At 65.2% G+C, this 18,466-nt stretch carries 16 protein-coding genes; 6 read left to right on the plus strand and 10 right to left on the minus strand.

Annotation, left to right across the window (positions count from 1 at the left end; translation table 11 throughout):
• Nucleotides 1-27: 27 nt before the first annotated feature.
• Together ACODSM_RS05465 and ACODSM_RS05470 are read right to left on the minus strand one after the other, a co-directional pair.
• A complete protein-coding gene (locus tag ACODSM_RS05465) occupies nucleotides 28-690 on the minus strand; it encodes a TetR/AcrR family transcriptional regulator (RefSeq protein ID WP_056059478.1) in 663 nt (220 codons plus the stop codon).
• 229 nt (nucleotides 691-919) lie between these two features.
• Nucleotides 920-1,525, minus strand: a complete 606-nt coding sequence (locus ACODSM_RS05470) for a phasin family protein (protein WP_488804583.1) — start codon at nucleotides 1,523-1,525, stop codon at nucleotides 920-922.
• A gap of 228 nt (nucleotides 1,526-1,753) precedes the next feature.
• Between ACODSM_RS05470 and ACODSM_RS05475 the strand changes: the two genes are divergently transcribed.
• From ACODSM_RS05475 to rfbA, 4 genes are all read left to right on the plus strand, one after another.
• Nucleotides 1,754-3,739: an SDR family oxidoreductase gene (locus tag ACODSM_RS05475; RefSeq protein WP_488804584.1), complete on the plus strand. Its 1,986-nt coding sequence runs from the start codon at nucleotides 1,754-1,756 to the stop codon at nucleotides 3,737-3,739.
• Between the two features lie 111 nt (nucleotides 3,740-3,850).
• Nucleotides 3,851-4,939: a dTDP-glucose 4,6-dehydratase gene (gene rfbB, locus ACODSM_RS05480; protein WP_488804585.1), complete on the plus strand. Its 1,089-nt coding sequence runs from the start codon at nucleotides 3,851-3,853 to the stop codon at nucleotides 4,937-4,939.
• Nucleotides 4,936-5,826 (plus strand): dTDP-4-dehydrorhamnose reductase, encoded by an 891-nt coding sequence (gene rfbD, locus ACODSM_RS05485; RefSeq protein WP_488804586.1) that lies wholly within the window; start codon nucleotides 4,936-4,938, stop codon nucleotides 5,824-5,826. The genes rfbB and rfbD overlap by 4 nt, the downstream gene beginning before the upstream one ends.
• 13 nt (nucleotides 5,827-5,839) lie before the next feature.
• Complete coding sequence (rfbA, locus tag ACODSM_RS05490) at nucleotides 5,840-6,727, plus strand: glucose-1-phosphate thymidylyltransferase RfbA (RefSeq protein WP_488804587.1); 888 nt, start codon at nucleotides 5,840-5,842, stop codon at nucleotides 6,725-6,727.
• 845 nt (nucleotides 6,728-7,572) lie between these two features.
• On the opposite strand, the gene ACODSM_RS05495 is transcribed toward rfbA, so the two are convergent.
• Genes ACODSM_RS05495 through ACODSM_RS05510 form a run of 4 tightly spaced genes read right to left on the minus strand, consistent with a single transcriptional unit; the run spans nucleotide 7,573 to nucleotide 11,939 of the window.
• Complete coding sequence (locus ACODSM_RS05495; RefSeq protein WP_488804588.1) at nucleotides 7,573-7,989, minus strand: GGDEF domain-containing protein; 417 nt, start codon at nucleotides 7,987-7,989, stop codon at nucleotides 7,573-7,575.
• A gap of 26 nt (nucleotides 7,990-8,015) precedes the next feature.
• A complete protein-coding gene (locus ACODSM_RS05500; protein WP_488804589.1) occupies nucleotides 8,016-8,324 on the minus strand; it encodes a hypothetical protein in 309 nt (102 codons plus the stop codon).
• Between the two features lie 23 nt (nucleotides 8,325-8,347).
• The gene (locus tag ACODSM_RS05505; RefSeq protein ID WP_488804590.1) at nucleotides 8,348-9,829 is read right to left on the minus strand and encodes an AMP nucleosidase; all 1,482 of its coding nucleotides are present in this window, start codon (nucleotides 9,827-9,829) and stop codon (nucleotides 8,348-8,350) included.
• A 46-nt stretch (nucleotides 9,830-9,875) separates the two neighbouring features.
• A complete protein-coding gene (locus tag ACODSM_RS05510; protein ID WP_488804591.1) occupies nucleotides 9,876-11,939 on the minus strand; it encodes a putative bifunctional diguanylate cyclase/phosphodiesterase in 2,064 nt (687 codons plus the stop codon).
• A 157-nt stretch (nucleotides 11,940-12,096) separates the two neighbouring features.
• On the opposite strand from ACODSM_RS05510, the gene ACODSM_RS05515 reads away from it, so the two are divergent.
• Both ACODSM_RS05515 and dbpA read left to right on the plus strand, forming a co-directional pair.
• The gene (locus ACODSM_RS05515) at nucleotides 12,097-13,374 is read left to right on the plus strand and encodes a DUF4010 domain-containing protein (protein WP_488804592.1); all 1,278 of its coding nucleotides are present in this window, start codon (nucleotides 12,097-12,099) and stop codon (nucleotides 13,372-13,374) included.
• 36 nt (nucleotides 13,375-13,410) lie between these two features.
• A complete protein-coding gene (gene dbpA / locus ACODSM_RS05520) occupies nucleotides 13,411-14,829 on the plus strand; it encodes an ATP-dependent RNA helicase DbpA (RefSeq protein ID WP_488804593.1) in 1,419 nt (472 codons plus the stop codon).
• A gap of 77 nt (nucleotides 14,830-14,906) precedes the next feature.
• Here dbpA and ACODSM_RS05525 read toward each other — a convergent pair whose 3' ends face one another.
• The 4 genes from ACODSM_RS05525 to ACODSM_RS05540 form a co-directional block, all read right to left on the minus strand.
• Entirely contained in the window at nucleotides 14,907-15,599 is a 693-nt protein-coding gene (locus ACODSM_RS05525) for an ankyrin repeat domain-containing protein (protein WP_488804594.1), read from the minus strand.
• 41 nt (nucleotides 15,600-15,640) lie between these two features.
• A complete protein-coding gene (locus ACODSM_RS05530) occupies nucleotides 15,641-16,135 on the minus strand; it encodes a GlcG/HbpS family heme-binding protein (RefSeq protein ID WP_488804595.1) in 495 nt (164 codons plus the stop codon).
• Nucleotides 16,136-16,273: 138 nt separating this feature from the next.
• On the minus strand, nucleotides 16,274-16,903 hold the full coding sequence (locus ACODSM_RS05535; protein WP_488804596.1) for a response regulator transcription factor: 630 nt from the start codon (nucleotides 16,901-16,903) through the stop codon (nucleotides 16,274-16,276).
• Nucleotides 16,893-18,446, minus strand: coding sequence for a sensor histidine kinase (locus ACODSM_RS05540; RefSeq protein ID WP_488804597.1), 1,554 nt, complete (start codon nucleotides 18,444-18,446; stop codon nucleotides 16,893-16,895). The genes ACODSM_RS05535 and ACODSM_RS05540 overlap by 11 nt, the downstream gene beginning before the upstream one ends.
• Between the last annotated feature and the right edge of the window lie 20 nt (nucleotides 18,447-18,466).

Raw genomic sequence — 18,466 nt, forward strand, 5'->3', positions numbered from 1 at the left:
GGGTGTCTGTGGTGGGCTGCTTCTGTATCAGCCAGGCACTGCGGCATAGGCGCCGACCAGCTCCAGCAGGTGGGCCCGCTGGCCGCTTTCGAGGTAGGGCATGAGCAGGTTCAATACATGGTGGGCTCCGCGCAGCAGCGCGGCCTGGGCGCTTTCAGGCTCCAGCGCGCGGCGCGGGTCGCGCACGTATTCAAAACTGAGCCAGTAGGTGAGCACCACGACCATGCTGGTGGCGGTGGCCTCTAGCTCGCGCGAGTCGATGTGCAGGGCGTCTGCGCGCCCCATGCCATCGAGCATGGCGCGCACGGCGCGGGTCTTGTTTTTGAGGATGGCCTGGAAGTGCGTCTCCAGGCGCCGGTTCTTGGACAGCAGGTCGTTGAGATCGCGGTACAGAAAGCGGTACTGCCAGATCAGCTCGAACAGCGAGTGCATGAAGAACCAGGCGTCCTCCACATTGCGCACACCATCTGCTGCGGCCAGCAGCTCGGTGAGCGAGCCTTCGTAACGATCAAACAGCGCGTTGATCAGCTCGTCCTTGGCGGGGTAGTGGTAGTAGAGATTGCCAGGGCTGATGCGCAACTCGGCCGAGATCAGGGTGGTGGAGACGTTGGGTTCACCGAACCGGTTGAACAGGTCCAGCGTCACTTCCAGAATGCGTTCTGCGGTGCGGCGTGGCGCTTTCTTCACCATGTGTGTGGGCCCCTTCGCGTCGTTGTGTGTCGTTGTTGCGTTGTCTCTGATGGCTACTCTAACCCACACAGTCATGCTGCAGTGCGACATGAGAAGAGGGCGCGCGTGTCGCTCCCAGATCGCTTTTAGCGCACTTCACGGGTTTCACCAAAAAAAGAAAAGCGGTCCAGGCGCCGTGGCGCGCGGACCGCTTGGTGCGGGCTGGGTGCTTGCCGCTGGCAAGCCGTGATCAGCTGGCCGACGGCGTGCTGGGGGCTGCGTCGGCAGCGGCACGTGTTGCGGTCTTCTTGGCCACAGCCTTCTTGGCGGTGGCCTTGGCTGCAGGCTTTGCCGCTGCCTTGACAGGCGCGGCCTTCTTTGCAGCCGCTTTCTTGGTAGGGGCCTTGGCAACAGGCTTGGCGGCTGCCTTGGCAGCAGCTTTGGCGGGGGCAGCCTTGCTGCCCTTGGCCAGTGCGTCCACACGGGCGCTCAGGGCTTCCAGGTCGCGGGCCGAGGGCACGCCCAGCTTGGCCAGGGCCTTGGCCACGCGGTCTTCAAAGATGTTTTCGAGCTTGTCCCACTGGCCCTGGGCCTTGGAGCCGATGTCGCTGGCCATGGTGGTCACGCGGCTGGTGGCTTCGGTGATCTTTTCTTCGGCCACGGCCTGGGTCTTGCGCTGGATGGTCAGGCCTTCCTTGACCAGGGCTTCAAACACCTTGCCACCTTCTTCCTGCGCCTTGGAGAAGGCACCCAGACCGGCCAGCCAGATCTGCTGGGCGGAGTCCTTGACGGTGCTGGACAGTTGGGCGTTGCTCTTCTTCTTGTCAGCGCTGAGTTTCTGCAGTTTCTTGACCATAAGGCCTCCATGGTGCGGTTGGTTGGGGTTGCCGGGGCGATTTTGCCTTCGACGCATGGCCGCACTGTACGCCGCACGGTGCGCAAGGTGTAGGCGCGCGCTCCTAAAAATGTAGAGCGTGCCATCTAGCCCGCCTGCCGGCTGGGCACCTAGCATCGGCGCGGGTTTCTGCTGAATCGGGGTGTGCAGGCCTTGGGCAAGAATGAAGCTATCTCAGAGGAGTTATCCATGCAGTATTTCGTGACGGGGGCAACAGGGTTCATTGGCAAGCGGCTGGTCAAGAAGCTGCTGGAGCGCAAGGGGGCGGTGGTCCACTTCCTGATCCGCAAGGAGAGTGCCAACAAGGTGGCCGACCTGCGCAGCTTCTGGGGCGTAGGCCCTGCACGCGCCGTCCCCGTGTTTGGCGACCTCACCGCCAAGAAGCTGGGCGTCTCGGCAGACGACGTGAAGAAGCTCAAGGGCCAGATCGACCACTTCTACCACCTCGCCGCGGTGTATGACCTGGCTGCCGATGAGGAAACCCAGGTGGCCGTGAACATCGAGGGCACGCGCAACACGGTGGACCTGGTCAAGGCGATTGATGCCGGGCACTTCCACCATGTCTCGTCCATCGCCGCCGCAGGTCTGTATGAAGGTGTGTTCCGCGAAGACATGTTCGAGGAAGCCGAGGGCCTGGACCACCCGTACTTCCAGACCAAACACAAGAGCGAAAAGATCGTGCGCCAGGACTGCAAGGTGCCCTGGACGGTGTACCGCCCGGCCATGGTGGTGGGCGACAGCCAGACCGGCGAGATGGACAAGATCGATGGGCCCTACTACTTCTTCAAGCTCATCCAGCGCCTGCGCCAGCTGCTGCCACCCTGGATGCCCACCGTGGGCCTGGAAGGCGGGCGCGTGAACATCGTGCCCGTGGACTTTGTGGTGAGCGCGCTCAACGTGATCAGCCACCAGAAAGACATCGGCAAGAAGTGCTTCCACCTGGTGGACCCGGTGGGCTACCGCGTGGGCGATGTGCTCGATATCTTCAGCCGCGCAGCCCATGCGCCGCGCATGAACCTGTTCGTCAACGCTGCGTTGCTGGGCTTCATCCCCAAGAGCGTGAAGAAGAGCCTGATGGCGCTCGCGCCCGTGCGCCGGGTACGCAACGCAGTCATGAAGGACCTGGGCCTGCCCGAGGACATGCTCACCTTCGTGAACTACCCCACACGCTTTGACTGCCGCGAGACACTGGCGGCGCTCAAGGGCTCAGGCGTTTCGTGCCCCAACCTCAAGGACTACGCCTGGCGCCTGTGGGACTACTGGGAACGTCACCTGGACCCCGAGCTGTTCATCGACCGCACGCTCAAGGGCACGGTGGCGGGCAAGGTGGTGCTGATCACGGGCGGGTCGTCCGGCATTGGCCTGGCAGCAGCGCACAAGTTTGCCGAGGCGGGCGCCACCACCATCATCTGCGGCCGCGACCAGGACAAGCTGGACGAAGCCTGCGCCGAAGCCAAGGCCAAGGGCTACCAGTTCATCGCCTATTCGGCCGACATTGCCGACATGGCCGATTGCGACCGCTTCGTGCAGTTGCTCATCGACAACCATGGCGGCGTGGACTTTTTGATCAACAACGCGGGCCGCTCCATCCGCCGCGCCATCGAGTCGAGCTACGACCGCTTCCACGACTACGAGCGCACCATGCAGCTGAACTACTTCGGCTGCCTGCGGGTAACCATGGGCTTGCTGCCCGGCATGGTGGAAAAACGCAAAGGTCATGTGGTCAACATCAGCTCCATCGGTGTGTTGACCAATGCGCCGCGTTTCTCGGCCTATGTGGCCAGCAAGGCGGCGCTGGATGCCTGGACGCGCTGTGCATCGAGCGAGTTTGCCGACCAGGGCATCACCTTCACCACCATCAACATGCCGCTGGTGCGCACCCCGATGATTGCGCCCACGAAGATCTACAACAACGTGCCCACCTTGGCGCCGGAAGAGGCGGCCGACATGATTGCCCAGGCCTGCATCTTCAAGCCGGTGCGCATCGCCACGCGCCTGGGCATCACCGGCCAGTTGCTGCACGCGCTGGTGCCACGGGTGGCCCAGATCACCATGAACACCAGCTTCCGCATGTTTCCGGATTCCACCGCGGCCAAGGGCAGCAAGGACGCCAAACCGCAGCTGTCGGCCGAGGCCGTGGCCTTGCAGCAGATGATGCGCGGCATCCACTTCTGACGTTTCCCTGGTTCGTGCAGAAAGACCCGCGTTGAACTCTGTTACCCGGTAGCCTGGTCGAGTGGGATAATCGTGGGTTCTGCCGAGCTGGCATTTCACACAGCCCACCCTATGATTCTGGTTACCGGCGGCGCAGGCTTCATCGGCGCCAACTTCGTTCTTGACTGGCTTGCCGCCTCCGGCGAGCCTGTGGTCAACCTCGACAAGCTCACCTACGCGGGCAACCTGCACAACCTGGATGGCATCCAGAGCGACCCCCGGCACATCTTCGTGCAGGGCGACATCGGCGACACCGCTCTGGTGGCACGCCTGCTGGCCGAGCACAAACCGCGCGCCGTGGTCAACTTCGCAGCCGAATCCCATGTGGACCGCTCCATCCATGGGCCCGAGGACTTTATCCAGACCAACATCGTCGGCTCGTTCCGCCTGCTTGAAGCGGTGCGCGGCTACTGGAGCGCGCTGCCCGAGGGCGAGCGTGCGGCCTTCCGCTTCCTGCACGTGTCCACCGACGAGGTGTACGGCTCGCTCTCGCCCACCGACCCGGCCTTCACTGAAACCCGCGGCTTCGAGCCCAACAGCCCCTACAGCGCCAGCAAGGCCGCCAGCGACCACCTGGTGCGAGCTTGGCACCACACCTACGGCCTGCCGGTGCTCACCACCAACTGCAGCAACAACTACGGGCCCTACCACTTCCCCGAGAAGCTGATCCCGCTGATGATCGTCAACGCCCTGGCTGGCAAGAACCTGCCGGTGTACGGCGACGGCATGCAGGTGCGCGACTGGCTGTACGTGAAGGACCACTGCAGCGCCATCCGCCGCGTGCTAGAAGCCGGTGCCCCCGGCGAGACCTACAACGTGGGCGGCTGGAACGAGAAGCCCAACATCGAGATCGTGAATATGGTCTGCGGCCTGCTCGACGAGCTGCGCCCCCGCGCTGACGGCCAGAGCTACCGCACCCAGATCACCTACGTGAAGGACCGCCCCGGCCACGACCGCCGCTACGCGATCGATGCACGCAAGATCGAGCGCGAGCTGGGCTGGAAGCCTGCCGAAACCTTCGACACCGGCATCCGCAAGACGGTGCAGTGGTACCTGGAGCATGCCGACTGGGTGGCTAGCGTGCAGACCGGCGTGTACCGCGACTGGGTGGAGACCCAGTACCAGCAGCAGCCCGCTTCTGCGGCGGACGCCCGCGCATGAACATCCTGCTGTTTGGCAAAGGCGGCCAGGTCGGCTGGGAGCTGCAGCGCAGCCTGTCGGTGCTGGGCACGGTCACGGCGCTGGACTACGACAGCACCGAGCACTGTGGGGACTTCGCGAACCCCGCCGGTGTGGCCGAGACGGTGCGTGTATTACGTCCTGACGTCATCGTCAATGCCGCGGCCCACACCGCCGTGGACAAGGCCGAGAGCGAGGCCGATTTCGCCCGCACGCTGAATGCCACCACGCCCGGCGCCATTGCGCAGGAGGCTGCGAAGCTCGGGGCATGGCTGGTCCACTACAGCACCGACTACGTCTTTGACGGCAGCGGCAGCCGCCCCTGGGTCGAGACCGACACGACCGCCCCCTTGAGCGTGTACGGCCGCACCAAGCTCGAGGGCGAGCAGCTCATCGCCCAGGCGGGCCCCAGGCACCTCATCCTGCGCACCAGCTGGGTCTACGCTGCGCGTGGCGGCAACTTCGCCAAGACCATGCTGCGCCTGGCACAGGAGCGCGATCGCCTGACCGTGATCGACGACCAGTGGGGGGCGCCCACGGGGGCCGACCTGCTGGCCGACGTGACGGCGCATGCGCTGCGCCACCTGCAGCAGCGTCCGCAGGACGCAGGCCTGTACCACTGCGCCGCAGCTGGTGCAACGAACTGGAACGAGTACGCAAAATTCGTGATTGCGCAGGCAAAGATTACGCAGCCTGCTATCAAAATAAAAGCAAGTGAGATTGCGCCCGTCCCGACCAGCGCGTTCCCCACTCCCGCCGTGCGCCCGCACAACTCGCGCCTGAACACTGGCAAGCTGCAAGCCACCTTCGGCTTGCAGATGCCACGCTGGCAAGCGGGTGTGGCGCGCATGCTGGCTGAAATTCTCTGATCGGCACCCTCACATGACGCAACGCAAAGGCATCATCCTTGCCGGAGGCTCCGGTACCCGGCTGCATCCTGCCACCCTGGCCATCAGCAAGCAACTACTGCCGGTGTACGACAAGCCCATGATCTATTACCCACTGAGTACGCTGATGCTCGCGGGCATTCGAGACATCCTCGTCATCAGTACGCCGCAAGACACGCCCCGTTTTGAGCAACTGCTGGGTGACGGTAGCCAGTGGGGATTGAACTTGCAGTATGCCGTGCAGCCTAGCCCAGACGGTTTGGCGCAAGCGTTCATTATTGGAGAGGATTTTCTTGCAGGAGCTCCCAGTGCGCTGGTGTTGGGTGATAACATTTTCTATGGGCATGATCTGGCAACTTTGCTCGCAAACGCCGATGCCCAGATAGTAGGTGCTACAGTGTTCGCATACCATGTGCAGGACCCGGAGCGTTACGGTGTGGTGGACTTCGATTCCAATGGCGCGGCCCTGAGTATTGAAGAGAAGCCGCAACAACCGAAATCCAAATTCGCTGTGACTGGCTTGTATTTCTACGATTCAGACGTAGTTGAGATTGCCAAGAAGGTCAAGCCGAGTGAGCGAGGTGAACTGGAAATCACATCTGTCAACCAAGCCTATTTGGACCGCGGTACTCTCACTGTGCAGCGTATGCAGCGCGGTTATGCGTGGTTGGATACAGGTACCCATGAAAGTTTGCTTGATGCTGGGCAATTCATTGCCACGTTGGAGCAACGTCAAGGCCTAAAAATCGCGTGCCCAGAAGAGATCGCTTGGCGCAACGGTTTCATCTCTGCCAAGCAAGTTGAGCGACTTGCTAAAGTGTTGGCCAAGAGTGGCTATGGACAATATCTGTTGCATTTGCTGGAGCAGGGAAATAAGTCTTAGGGATAACTTGTTTACTCTTTTTGTCTGGCGAGTTGATCGTAAAGGATGTACTCCGGTCCCCAAATTTTCTGGTCGCTTATTTAAATTTTCAGTGGTAAACTGGAGAGTTGAGCTTTTTTTAATACAGTCTGGCGTTGATTTCAGCAGCGTAGCATGCCTGTAATTTTTGGGTTTCTCAAGCATGCGTAAATTTTCAAATTATTATCTTTTGCGCTAGAGTTATATTAAAAATCCGTAATTAATAGCATTTTACAACCTGTTTGTGGATACGCGCTCACTGGATGTCTCGCACTCCTTGTGCCAACGGCTATTCTAACATTCACTGCTGTTCATCAGCGCTTGTATTGTACTTGCGCATTTTTGCAGAGAGGTGCACTGCTTTCAGCATCTCTTTACCGTCCGGTATATATGCTGTAGTTGCGGTGACTGCATGCTGTAAGTACTACATACCCTAGCGCCTAATGCAGCGATAAATTTCTGGGGTCTTCTTGTTCACTTAATGGTTGTTGTAGATTGCTTTGTATTTGTTCTACACAATCTGCCCATTCACTATCAAGAATATGTTTGAGACGCTGGCACCTGCCTCTTGTGGGCTGCCTCAACGAGATCTTTAAAGTCTGCCCGATCCAGCACCCCGCTCATAAGCTCACGCCAGATTGCAACGTATATAAGCTCTGCACGATCCTTGAGTAACTACTCGGGCAGCATGTGCCATAGGCAGCAGCTTCCGCTCAAGTATCACTCCGCACGAAAAACCTATTGCAAGTCTGCACAGTTGCAAGTGCTCTTGTATTGCCCGGCAGGCGCGCACCGCACGCCGACGTGCATTGCTAGAGCGCGGACTTTCATTGTGAATACATGCGTAAAGATCGCTTGGGAATGATACGACGTGTGTTCCTAGGACTTTGATGGCGTAGTGCCCTCGGCTGCTGCCAGTCCGCCGCGACTAGACGCTCCCGGATGGTCGTCATGGTTGCGTAGCGGGTGCCATCGGCATGGGCCATCAGTTCGGCCGAGCCAGTCTCATCGGGCGGCAGCGCGGCCCTCCCGGCACTGTAGTCCAGCGCAAGTCCGGCGGGCGCACTGTTGTGCAGTAGCAGCACGCCAAACTCCTCGCCCCCCAGGCGCCCCACCAGGTCGCCGCTGCGGCAGGTGCCGCCCAGCAGGCGGGCAAACAGTTGCAGGGCGCGGTCCCCGGCTTCGTGGCCATGAGTGTCGTTGACCTGCTTGAAATGGTCCAAGTCCAGCATCAACGCCGTCATGGGCAACTTGTGTTGTGCCGCGTGTGTCAGCAGGCTGCTCCTTGGGCGGTGAAGCCGTGCCGGTTGAGCATACCGGTGAGGCCGTCGGTCATCGCCAGCGTGCACAACTTGTGTTCGGCCTCCGTCCGCCATGCCACCAGCAGGGCGACGGTGCCCAGCACCAGGCTCACATTGGTGGCCACAGCAGCTGCCAAGTTGACAGGATGATGTGCGTGAAAGCTCGGGTACTGGTCGGTGAAAGTGCCCAGCATGCCCCGCGCCAATTTGAACGCGGCCGAGATCATGAACAGGTTGGCCGCCATGACCGTCATGAGGGTGAGGAAATCCAGTGGCATGCGCAGCGGCCCGGGCCTGTCGTTTACTGAAACGCGACCTCGGCAAAGCTGCGCAACTTGCGGCTGTGCAGCCGGGCGACCCCGCCGTTGCGCAGGATCTCGATGGCGCGCATGCCGATGCGCAGATGCTGGTCCACGCGCTCGCGGTAGAAGTGGTTGGCCATGCCGGGTAGCTTGATCTCGCCGTGCAGGGGCTTGTCGCTCACGCACAGCAGGGTGCCATAGGGCACACGGAAGCGGAAGCCGTTGGCGGCAATGGTGGCGCTTTCCATGTCCAGCGCTACGGCGCGGCTCTGGCTGAAGCGGCGCTGGGGCGTGTTGTCGGGCAGCAGCTCCCAGTTGCGGTTGTCGGTGCTGGCCACGGTGCCGGTGCGCATGATCCGCTTGAGTTCGTCGCGGCCCATTTGCGTGACGTCGGCCACGGCTTGTTCCAGCGCCACCTGGATCTCCGACAGCGCCGGGATGGGCACCCACAGCGGCAGGTCTTCGTCCAGCACATGGTCCTCGCGCACATAGGCGTGGGCCAGCACGTAGTCGCCCAGCTGCTGGCTGTTGCGCAGGCCCGCGCAGTGGCCCAGCATCATCCAGGCGTGGGGGCGCAGCACGGCGATGTGGTCGGTGATGGTCTTGGCATTGGCCGGGCCCACGCCGATGTTGACCATGGTGATGCCGCTCGCGTCCTTGCGCACCAGATGGTAGGCGGGCATCTGCGGCAGGCGGGGCGGGGCCGCGCCCAGCTCGTCGCCCGCCTCGGCACTCAGGCCGACGCGGCGCGTGACCACGTTGCCGGGTTCGATGAAGGCGATGTATTCGCTGTCGGGCTTGGCCATCTCGGCGTGGCCCAGGCGCACGAATTCGTCGATGTAGAACTGGTAGTTGGTGAACAGCACAAAGTTCTGGAACCACTCGGGCGCCGTACCTGTGTAGTGGCGCAGGCGGTGCAGCGAGTAGTCCACGCGCGGCGCGGTGAACAGCGACAGCGGCTGCGCCTCGCCTGGCGCGGCCTGCCAGGTGCCGTTGGCGATGCCGTCGTCCATGGCGGCCAGGTCGGGAAGGTCGAACACGTCGCGCATCAGCATGCGGCGGGCCGGGGTCAGCGTGCCTTCTATGTGATCGTGTTCGGCAAACGAGAAGTGGATGGGGATCGGGTGGGTGCTGGTGCCCACTTCCAGTTCCACGTTGTGCGCCGCGCGCAGCAGGCGGAACTGCTCGGCGTAGTAGTTGGCAAACAGGTCGGGTCGGGTCAGCGTCGTCTCATAGCGCCCGGGGCCCTCCACAAAACCGTAGGCCAGCTTGGTGTCGGCCCGCGCCACGGTGGTGGTGTGTACCCGCACAAACGGGTAGAAAGCCCGCACCGGACCCTCGGGCGTCTCGCCCGCCACAAAACGCTGCATGGCGTCGCGCAGGTGGCCGATTTGTTGCTGGTAAATACGCTGCACCTGGGCCAGGGCATCGGCCGGGTCGGTGTGGCGGGTGGGGGCGATGAAGTCGGGGATGATGGGCATTCCCCTATTGTCCACAAGCCAGATGGCCGGGAAGGCAAGGAATGTGTTACCTGCGCAACCAGCGCTCTGTTGCCTCTGCGTCCAAAGGGGCTGACACTACAAACCCCTGGATCAAATCACACCCAAGTCCCGCCAGCAGGTCGATTTGCGCCTGCGTTTCCACCCCTTCGGCCACGGTTTGGAGCTGTAAGCTGCGGCCCATCTGGATGATGGCGGTGACGATGGCCACGTCGTCGGTGTTCTCTGGGGTGTCGGCCACAAAGGATCGGTCGATCTTGAGCTTGTCGATGGGATAGCGCTTGAGGTAGGCCAGCGATGAATACCCCGTGCCGAAGTCGTCGATGGAGATGCCCACGCCCAGGCCCTTGATCGCGTTGAGGGTGTCCAGCACCTGGCCGGTCTGGTGCATGAGCACGGACTCTGTCAGCTCTATCTCCAGGTATTGCGGGGCGAGGCCAGTTTCGAGCAGCACGGCGGCGATCTCGGCGGCCACGTCCCGTTGGCGGAATTCGAGGGCCGAGAGGTTGACGGCCACGGGCACCGGAGCCAGGCCCTCGTCTTGCCAGGCCTTGAGCTGGCGACAGGCCTCGCGCATGACCCAGCGGCCGATGGGCGTGATGAGGCCGCGCGATTCAGAGAAGGTGATGAACTCATCTGGCCCGACCAGTCCCCGCTCAGGGTGGCGCCAGCGCACCAGCGCTTCCAGGCCTTGCAGCGTGCCGTCAGCCAGGCGTATCTGTGGTTGGTAGTGCAGCTCGAAGTCGTTGCGGGCGATGGCGTCGCGCAGCAGGCGCTCCTGGTGCAGCACATCGAGGGCGCTGGCGTCCATGCTGGCGGCGTAGAACTGGCGGTTGCCACGCCCACTCTCTTTGGCGTGCTGCATGGCCGCATCGGCGCAGCGCAGCAGCATGTCGGCGCTGCCACCGTGGTCCGGGTACAGGCTGATGCCGATGGACGGGGAGATGGTGAGCGGCAGCTGATCGACCGTGAAAACGCCGTGCATGGACTCCAGCAGCTTGTCGGCCACCATGGCCGCGTCATCGGGCGTCTGCACGTCGGTCAGCACCACCACAAACTCGTCGCCACCCAGCCGGGCCACCACATCGGCGTCGCGCACGCCGTTGCGCAGGCGCTCGGCCACGTTGCGCAGCAATTGGTCACCCGCGTGGTGCCCCAGCGAGTCGTTCACGGTCTTGAAATGGTCCAGGTTCATGAACAGCACGGCCGCGCGGCCGTGGCGCCTGCGCGCCAGCGACAGCACCTGCGACAGCTGTTCCATCAGGAAGTGCCGGTTGGGTAGCTGCGTGAGGGTGTCGTGCAGGGCGATGAAGGCCTCGCGTTCCTGCGCCTGCTTGCGGGCCGTGATGTCGCGCACCACCACGATGCGGTAGTCCGCGTGGTGCAGGGGCATGGTCTTGCCGACGACCTCGACGGGGATGGCGTGGCCGTCCTTGTGCTGGATGGTGACTTCATAAGGGTCTTCACGCCCGCTGCGGGTGTACTCCAGCGCGGTGGCGCGCCATTCGGGGCTGATGAAGTTGAAGATCGACAGGCCGGTGACTTCTTGCAGGCTGTAGCCGGTGAGCCGGGTGAGCGCCTCGTTGCCGTCGGTGATGAGGCCGTCGCGGTGGAACACGATGGCCTCGTCCGTGGCCTCGGTGAACTTGCGCATGCGCTCTTCGCTCTGGCGCACCTCGCGCTCGGCGCGCCAGCGCTCAGTGATGTCGGTGATCAGCACGAAGGAGCCCAGCTGCTGCCCCGCGCCATCAAAGTGCGGAATCAGGTTGACCTCGATCATCCGCACCTCGCCATTGGGCAGGGTCTGCTCGCGGGTGTATTTCACGCGCTCACCGTGCGAACAACGATCCACGTGCGGCTGGATGGCCTGCCAGGCCTTGTCGCCAATCGCCTCCTGCACGGTGAGGCCCAGGATGGATTCGGTGCTGTGGCCGTTGTAGGCGGCGTAGCCCTGGTTGGCAAACTGGCAGCGCAGGCCCGGCAAGTCGTAGTAGGCCATCAGGGCTGGCACCGAGTCGGCAATCAGGCGCAGCAAAGCGTCGCTGGAGCCGCTGGGGCCAGGGGCGGGGGCTGCGTGTGGGCTGTCTTGCATGGGCTGGCGCTGGTGGGATTCGTTATAGCCGATCCACCTGACTCCAGCCTTGGGGCAATTCCGCATGTTCGCTGACCGGAGGCGCTGTGCGGCCGGTCTTTCTGTCACCATGCTGCGTTGCCGCAATCACGATCAACAGGAAAGGTGTGGGCGTCCCATGCAGGAGTTTGGCGGGTTTTCCAGCGCGCTGGCCGTATTGGCGAGCGCGGCGGGCTGTGGTTTGCTCATGGGCATCGAGCGCGAGCGCCGCAAGGGCGCCGGGCCCGACCGTGCGTTGGCCGGGGTGCGGTCGTTCACGCTGGCCTCCCTGGCGGGCGCGGCGGCGGCGCTCACGGCCGTGCCTGCGCTGGTGGCGGTGGGGGCCGCCCTGGTGGCAGCACTGGCCGTGGTGGCCTACGCGCGCGACCGGTCCGGCGACCCGGGTGTGACCACCGAGATCGCCCTGTTGCTGGCCTATGTGATCGGGGTGACCTGTGCGCGCGACCAGTTGCTGGCCGCCGCCCTGGCGGTGGTGGTGACGGGGCTGCTGGCGCTGCGGGACGCGCTGCACCAGTTCTCCAACCAGTGGCTGCAACCCGGCGAGGTGCGCAGCGGACTCATTCTGGCCGCGCTGGCCTTGCTGGTGTACCCGCTGGCCCCCAACACGCCCCTGTGGCAAGGCGTGTTGAACCCGCAGGTGGTGGTGCGCCTGGTCATCGTGCTGCTGGTGATCCAGTCGCTGGCGCACCTGGCCAAGCGGCTGATGCAGGCGCGCCACGCGGTGGCGTTGTCAGCGCTGGCGTCGGGCTTCGTATCGAGCACCGCCACCATCGGCAGCCTGGGCATGGAGGTGCGCGCGGGCGGGGCCACGGCGCGCGCCAACGCGGGGGCTGCGGTGCTGTCGTGTGTGGCCACCATGGCACAGATATTGGTGGTGGCCGCCACGGTGCAGCCCCAGTGGCTGGCGCGGCTGTGGCTGCCCGCGCTGGCAGGCGGGTGCGTGGCGGCGGCTGTGGGCTGGTGGGGTGGGCGGGGCGCGGGGCGCCGTACGGCCACGGCGGCAGATGCCGGGGTGGACGGGGCTTTGGCGGTCCCACCAGATACCCCCATGTTCAAGCTGCGCGATGCCTTGCTGATCGCAGCCCTGCTCACGGGCATCCAGGTTGGCGTGCAGGCGCTCACCGCCTGGCAGGGCGATGCAGGGATGCTGGCTGGCGCGTTGCTGGCGGCGCTGGCCGACGTGCACGCCGCCACCGCCGCTGTGCTGGTGCGCGGCGGTCCGGACAGCGCGTTCGCACCCGCCATCGCCCAGGCCCTGATGGCCGCGCTGCTGGTGCATGCGGGCAGCAAATGTGTGGTGGCCCTGGCCAGCGGGGGCTGGCGCTACGCCCTGGCGGTGGCGCCGGGCGTGTTGGCACACACCCTGGCCTTTGTGGGGGTGCTGGCCCTTCAGTGATAGGGGGCGCGGCAGGCCGGGCCGGATAATCGGCCCATGACCTCCAAAGAAAACCAAGCTCGCACTGATTTCAGTGCGCTGGCCCTCAGCCCCGCCATGCTGGCCAACCTGCAGCAGCTGGGCTACACCACGATGACCCCCATCCAGGCGGCCAGCCTGCCGCCCGCCCTGCTGGGCAAGGACCTGATCGCCCAGGCCAGCACCGGCAGCGGCAAGACCGCCGCGTTTGCCCTGGCCCTGCTGGCCAACCTCAACCCCCGCCGGTTTGCGGTGCAGGCCCTGGTGCTGTGCCCCACGCGCGAGTTGGCCGACCAGGTGACCACCGAGATCCGCCGCTTGGCGCGCGCGGAGGAAAACATAAAGGTCGTGACCCTGTGCGGCGGCGTGCCGCTGCGCGGCCAGATGCTAAGCCTGGAGCATGGCGCCCACATCGTAGTGGGCACGCCTGGCCGGGTGATGGACCACCTGGAGCGCCAGCACCTGACGCTGGAGGCGCTCAACACGCTGGTGCTCGACGAGGCCGACCGCATGCTCGACATGGGCTTCTTCGACGACATCGTCGTGGTGGCCAAGCAGTGTCCCAAAGAGCGCCAGACCCTGCTGTTCTCGGCCACCTACCCCGAGGGCATCGCCAAGCTGAGCGCCCAGTTCATGAAGTCGCCCGAGCAGATCACCGTGCAGGCGCAGCATGCCGAGGGCAAGATCGAGCAGCGCTGGTACGAGGTGAAGAACAGCGAGCGCCTGCACGCGGTGTCGCTGCTGCTCAACCACTTCCGGCCCGATTCTTCCATCGCGTTCTGCAACACCAAGCAGCAGTGCCGCGACCTGGTGGCCGTGCTGCAGGCCCAGGGCTTCAGCGCGCTGGCGCTGTTTGGCGAGCTGGAGCAGCGCGAGCGCGACCAGGTGCTGGTGCAGTTTGCCAACAAGAGCTGCTCGGTGCTGGTGGCCACCGACGTGGCCGCGCGCGGGCTGGACATTGCCAACCTGGCCGCCGTGATCAACGTGGACGTGACGCCCGACCCCGAGGTGCACATCCACCGCATCGGCCGCACGGGCCGGGGCGATGCCGAAGGGCTGGCGCTGAACCTGGCCAGCCTGGACGAGATGGGCAGCGTGGGCAAGATCGAGCAACTGCAGGGCCGAGAGTCGCGCTGGTTCCCTGTGGCCGACCTGACACCGACCGGCAACGGCCCGCTGGTGCCGCCCATGGTCACCATCCAGATCATCGGTGGCCGCAAGGAGAAGATCCGTGCTGGCGACGTGCTGGGCGCGCTGACCGGCGACATGGGCTACACCCGCGAGCAGGTGGGCAAGATCAACGTGAACGACTTCTCGACCTACGTGGCCGTGGACCGCTCGATTGGCGCCCAGGCCGTGCAGCGGCTCAACAGCGGGCGTGTCAAGGGCAAGAGCGTGAAGGCCCGTCTGGTGACTGGAAACCAGGAATTTGAATAAAAAGCACCGGATGCGCTAGTGCTTCATGTCCCGGTAGCTATTGAATTAATAGCGTTTGGCTTCTGCCTTTGGACGGTTCAGCGTCGCGCTGCAGCTGCTTCCAGCATCTGCACCATCTCGCCATAGCCCCGCTGGCGCGCCAGCTGCAGGGGCGTGTTGCCCTGCCGGTCGGTCAGGGCCTGGCTGGCGCCGGCCTTGAGCAGCGCCTGCAGCGTCGCCTGGTGGCGCGGGCCACCGTTGCCCAGCACGATGGATTCGATGAGCGCCGTCCAGTGCAGGTTGTTCACATGGTCCAGCGGCGCCCCAGCGGCGATCAGCTGGCGCACCACGCCGTCGTGCCCCAGGTGGGCGGCGGCTATCAAGGCCGTGCCGTCGTAGCGGCTGGTCACCTGTTTCGCGCTGGCGCCCAGTTGCAGCAGCACGCGCAGCGTGGCTTCGTCGTCCGCCACGGCGGCGATCGTCACGGCGTCGTAGCGGTCGTTCTCCAGCGCGTTCAGGTCGGCCCCGGCCTGGGCCAGGGCGCGGATCGCTTCGGCCTGCCGGGCAAAGGTGGCCACATGCAGCGGCGTGCGGCCGTAGCCATCGCGGGCATTCACATCGGCCCGCGCCGCGATCAGTTGGGTGAGCCTGGGCACATCGCCCCGCGCCGCAGCCGCATGCAGGCCCTGGTAGGCCGCAGTTTCTGCCGCCGTGGGAGGCACCTGGGCCTGGGCCGGGGTGGCGCAGGCCAGCGCTGTGGCCAGGGCGAAAACAAGGTTCCAGGGCTTCATGGGGGCCTCCGATGGCGTGCGTTGGGGGTGAGGACGGGTGATTACTTCAGCAGATCCTGCACCTTGGCGATGCCTGCCACGGCGCATTGCTCGTCCAGGTGGCCGCCGGGTGCACCGCCCACGCCCACGGCACCGATCACTTCGTTGCCCACCTTCACCGGAACGCCGCCGCCCAGCAGCAGATAGCCAGGGATGTTCACCAGGTTGGCGGCCGCAGGGTTCTTCTGCGCGCCTTCCATCATGGCCAGCGTGGTGTTCTTTGCCGATGCCGAGGTGTAGGCCTTGAGGCGGCTGGCTTCCAGCGTGTGGGGGCCCGCGTTGTCGGCGCGATGCACGGCGCGCACGATGCCTGCACGGTCCACCACGGTGGCAGTCACGGCGTAGCCGTTGGCGGTGCAGGTGGCCACGGTCTGGGCGGCGATCTGGGTGGCCAGGTCCAGCGAGATGTTCTTTTCGGTGCGCACGCCTTCGGCGCTGGCGGCAGTGGCGATCAGGGACAGGGTGAGGGCGGCGACGGTGGCGAGGCGGTTTTGCATGGTGTTCTCCGGTGTTTTGGCGTCGGTGCCACCCTTTGTGGCGCCGTGGGAGAACTGTAGAAAACGCCGCCGTTTCCGGCCATTCGGGTGGCTACGCGCGGGCCTCCGTAGAACTACGGAGGCCCTGTGCGGGCGCTGTCAGGACGCATCCACCAGTGCCGCATAGCGCCGAATCAGCTGCGCCAGTGATTCGGCCCCCAGTTTGGCGAACAGGTTGGCGCGGTGTGTTTCCACCGTGCGCGGCGACAGCGCGAGCGCCCGGCCGATTTCCTTGTTGGTTAGCCCCCCCACGATCAGCCCCAGCACCTCGCGCTCGCGGGCCGAGAGCTGCGCAAAACGCTCGCGCGCCTGCTGGTCGGCCTGGTGGCGCTCGCGCGATCGCACATGCTGGCGCACGGCGTTTTGCAGGGCTTCGATCAGCACTTCGTCGTCCACCGGCTTTTCCAGAAACTCGGCCGCGCCAGTTTTGAAGGCGCGGCGGCACATCTCCACCGTGCCGTGGCCGGTGAGCAAAATCACGGGCTGGTCCACGCCCTGCGCCAGCAGCTGCTCCAGCACCGTGAGGCCGCTGATGCCCGGCATGCGCACATCCAGAACGATGGCGCCGATGCTGGCGCGGTCGAACCCGGCCATGAACGACTGCGGATCGGCCCAGGTCTGCACGCGCAGGCCCACGGTGCTGATGAGCAGGGCAAGGCCCTCACGCACAGCAGCATCGTCGTCCACCAGGTGGATCAGGGGCGAGAGGGAGGGGGCGCTATCGGTCATCGTGGGGTGGTGCGGCTTGCAGGGTCAGCACAAACTCTGCCCCCCGTTGGGCGGCGGATGGGGGCGTGGCCTCGGGCGCCAGGCTCAGCTGCGCGCCCATGGCCTGCGCGAGGCTCTCGCACAGCGTGAGGCCCAGGCCCAGCCCGCCGGTGCGTGTGGTGTAGAAGGGCTCGAACAGGTGCTGGCGCGCCTCGGGCGGGATGCCGGGGCCGTGGTCGCGCACCGACAACGCCACCTGTCCGGCACCAGCCTGCGCCATGGCAAGGTGCAGCTGGCGTTCAGCGGGGGGCACTTGCTCCAGCGCCTGCAGCGCGTTCATCAGCAGGTTGTGGACGATCTGTTGCAGGGCCACGGGCTCGGCCAGCACCGGGGGCAGGTCTGCGGCGGCCAACACCTCGGGCACCACGCCGCGCTGCGCCAGCTCGGGCTCCAGCAGGTGCAGCACGTCCTGCACGGCGGTGGGCAGTGCCAGGGGCTGGGCCTGACCGGCCAGGTCGGGCCGTTCCACCAGGCGGCGCAGCCGGCCCACCACGGTGGATGCGCGGCGCGCCTGCTCCACGGCGCGGGCCATGGCAGTCTGTGCGGTGTCGAGATCGGGCCGGTCGTCGGCCAGCAGGCGCTGGGCGGCCTGGGTGCTGGACAGCAGGGCCGTGAGCGGCTGGTTCAGCTCGTGGGCCATGCCGGCGGCCAGCTCGCCCAGGGTGTTCAGCCGCGCCACCTGGCCCAGGCGCAGCAGCTCTTCGGCCCGCTGGCGCGCCACGCGCTGGCGCCACAGGGCGCGGCCTGCGGCCCACAGCGCGGCCGTCAGCAGGCACCAGCCCAGCATGCGCCACCAGGGCAGTTCATGCAGGCCCACGCTGCGGCGGGCCACCACGTCCAGCGGCTGGCTGGCGGCGGCCAGCAGTTTGTGAAAGTCGTAGGTGCGGATGCCGCTGCCCCTGTCGGCCTGGCCGGGCTGCACCACAAAGGCCGTGCCGCTTTGCTCCAGCGTCACGCGCACCGGGCTGGTGGCCATGTCCATGGGCCACTCGTCTGTGGGGATGGTGGCGCGCAGGTCGATGTGCAGCGCGTAGCTGGCCGGTGTGCCTGCCAGCACCAGGTAGAAACGGCCTGCGGGCAGGTTCAGCCCTGCCATCGCGGCGTGGCCGGTGCGCCGTGATGTGGCCTCGGCTGCGCTCAGCTCGGCCTGCATTGCGGGCGGCCAGTCGCTGTGGGCCGAGCGCTGCAGCACGGCCAGGATCTGCGGGTACACCGATGTGAGGCGGGGCAGGGGCGATGCCGCGTTGTGCGGGTCATCCGCCGCAGCCGCAGCGGCAGCAGGCTGCAGCAGCGCCAGCGTGGCCATGATGGCGTCGTGCTGCACCACGCGCTGGCTCAGCAGCCGGTGCGCGATCCGCGCGTCGGTCTCAAACGCCGCGTGCAGCTGCTGCAGGCGGTCCACCACCAGCCAGCCGCAACCGATGCAGGCCACTGCCACCCACAACAGCAGGCTGGGCAGGTGCAGGGCGTGTCGGGGCAGAAGGCGGCGCCAGGCGGGGGGCATGCGCGGATTCTGGCATGGGG

It is taken from the genome of Acidovorax sp. FG42 (genome assembly GCF_057809195.1).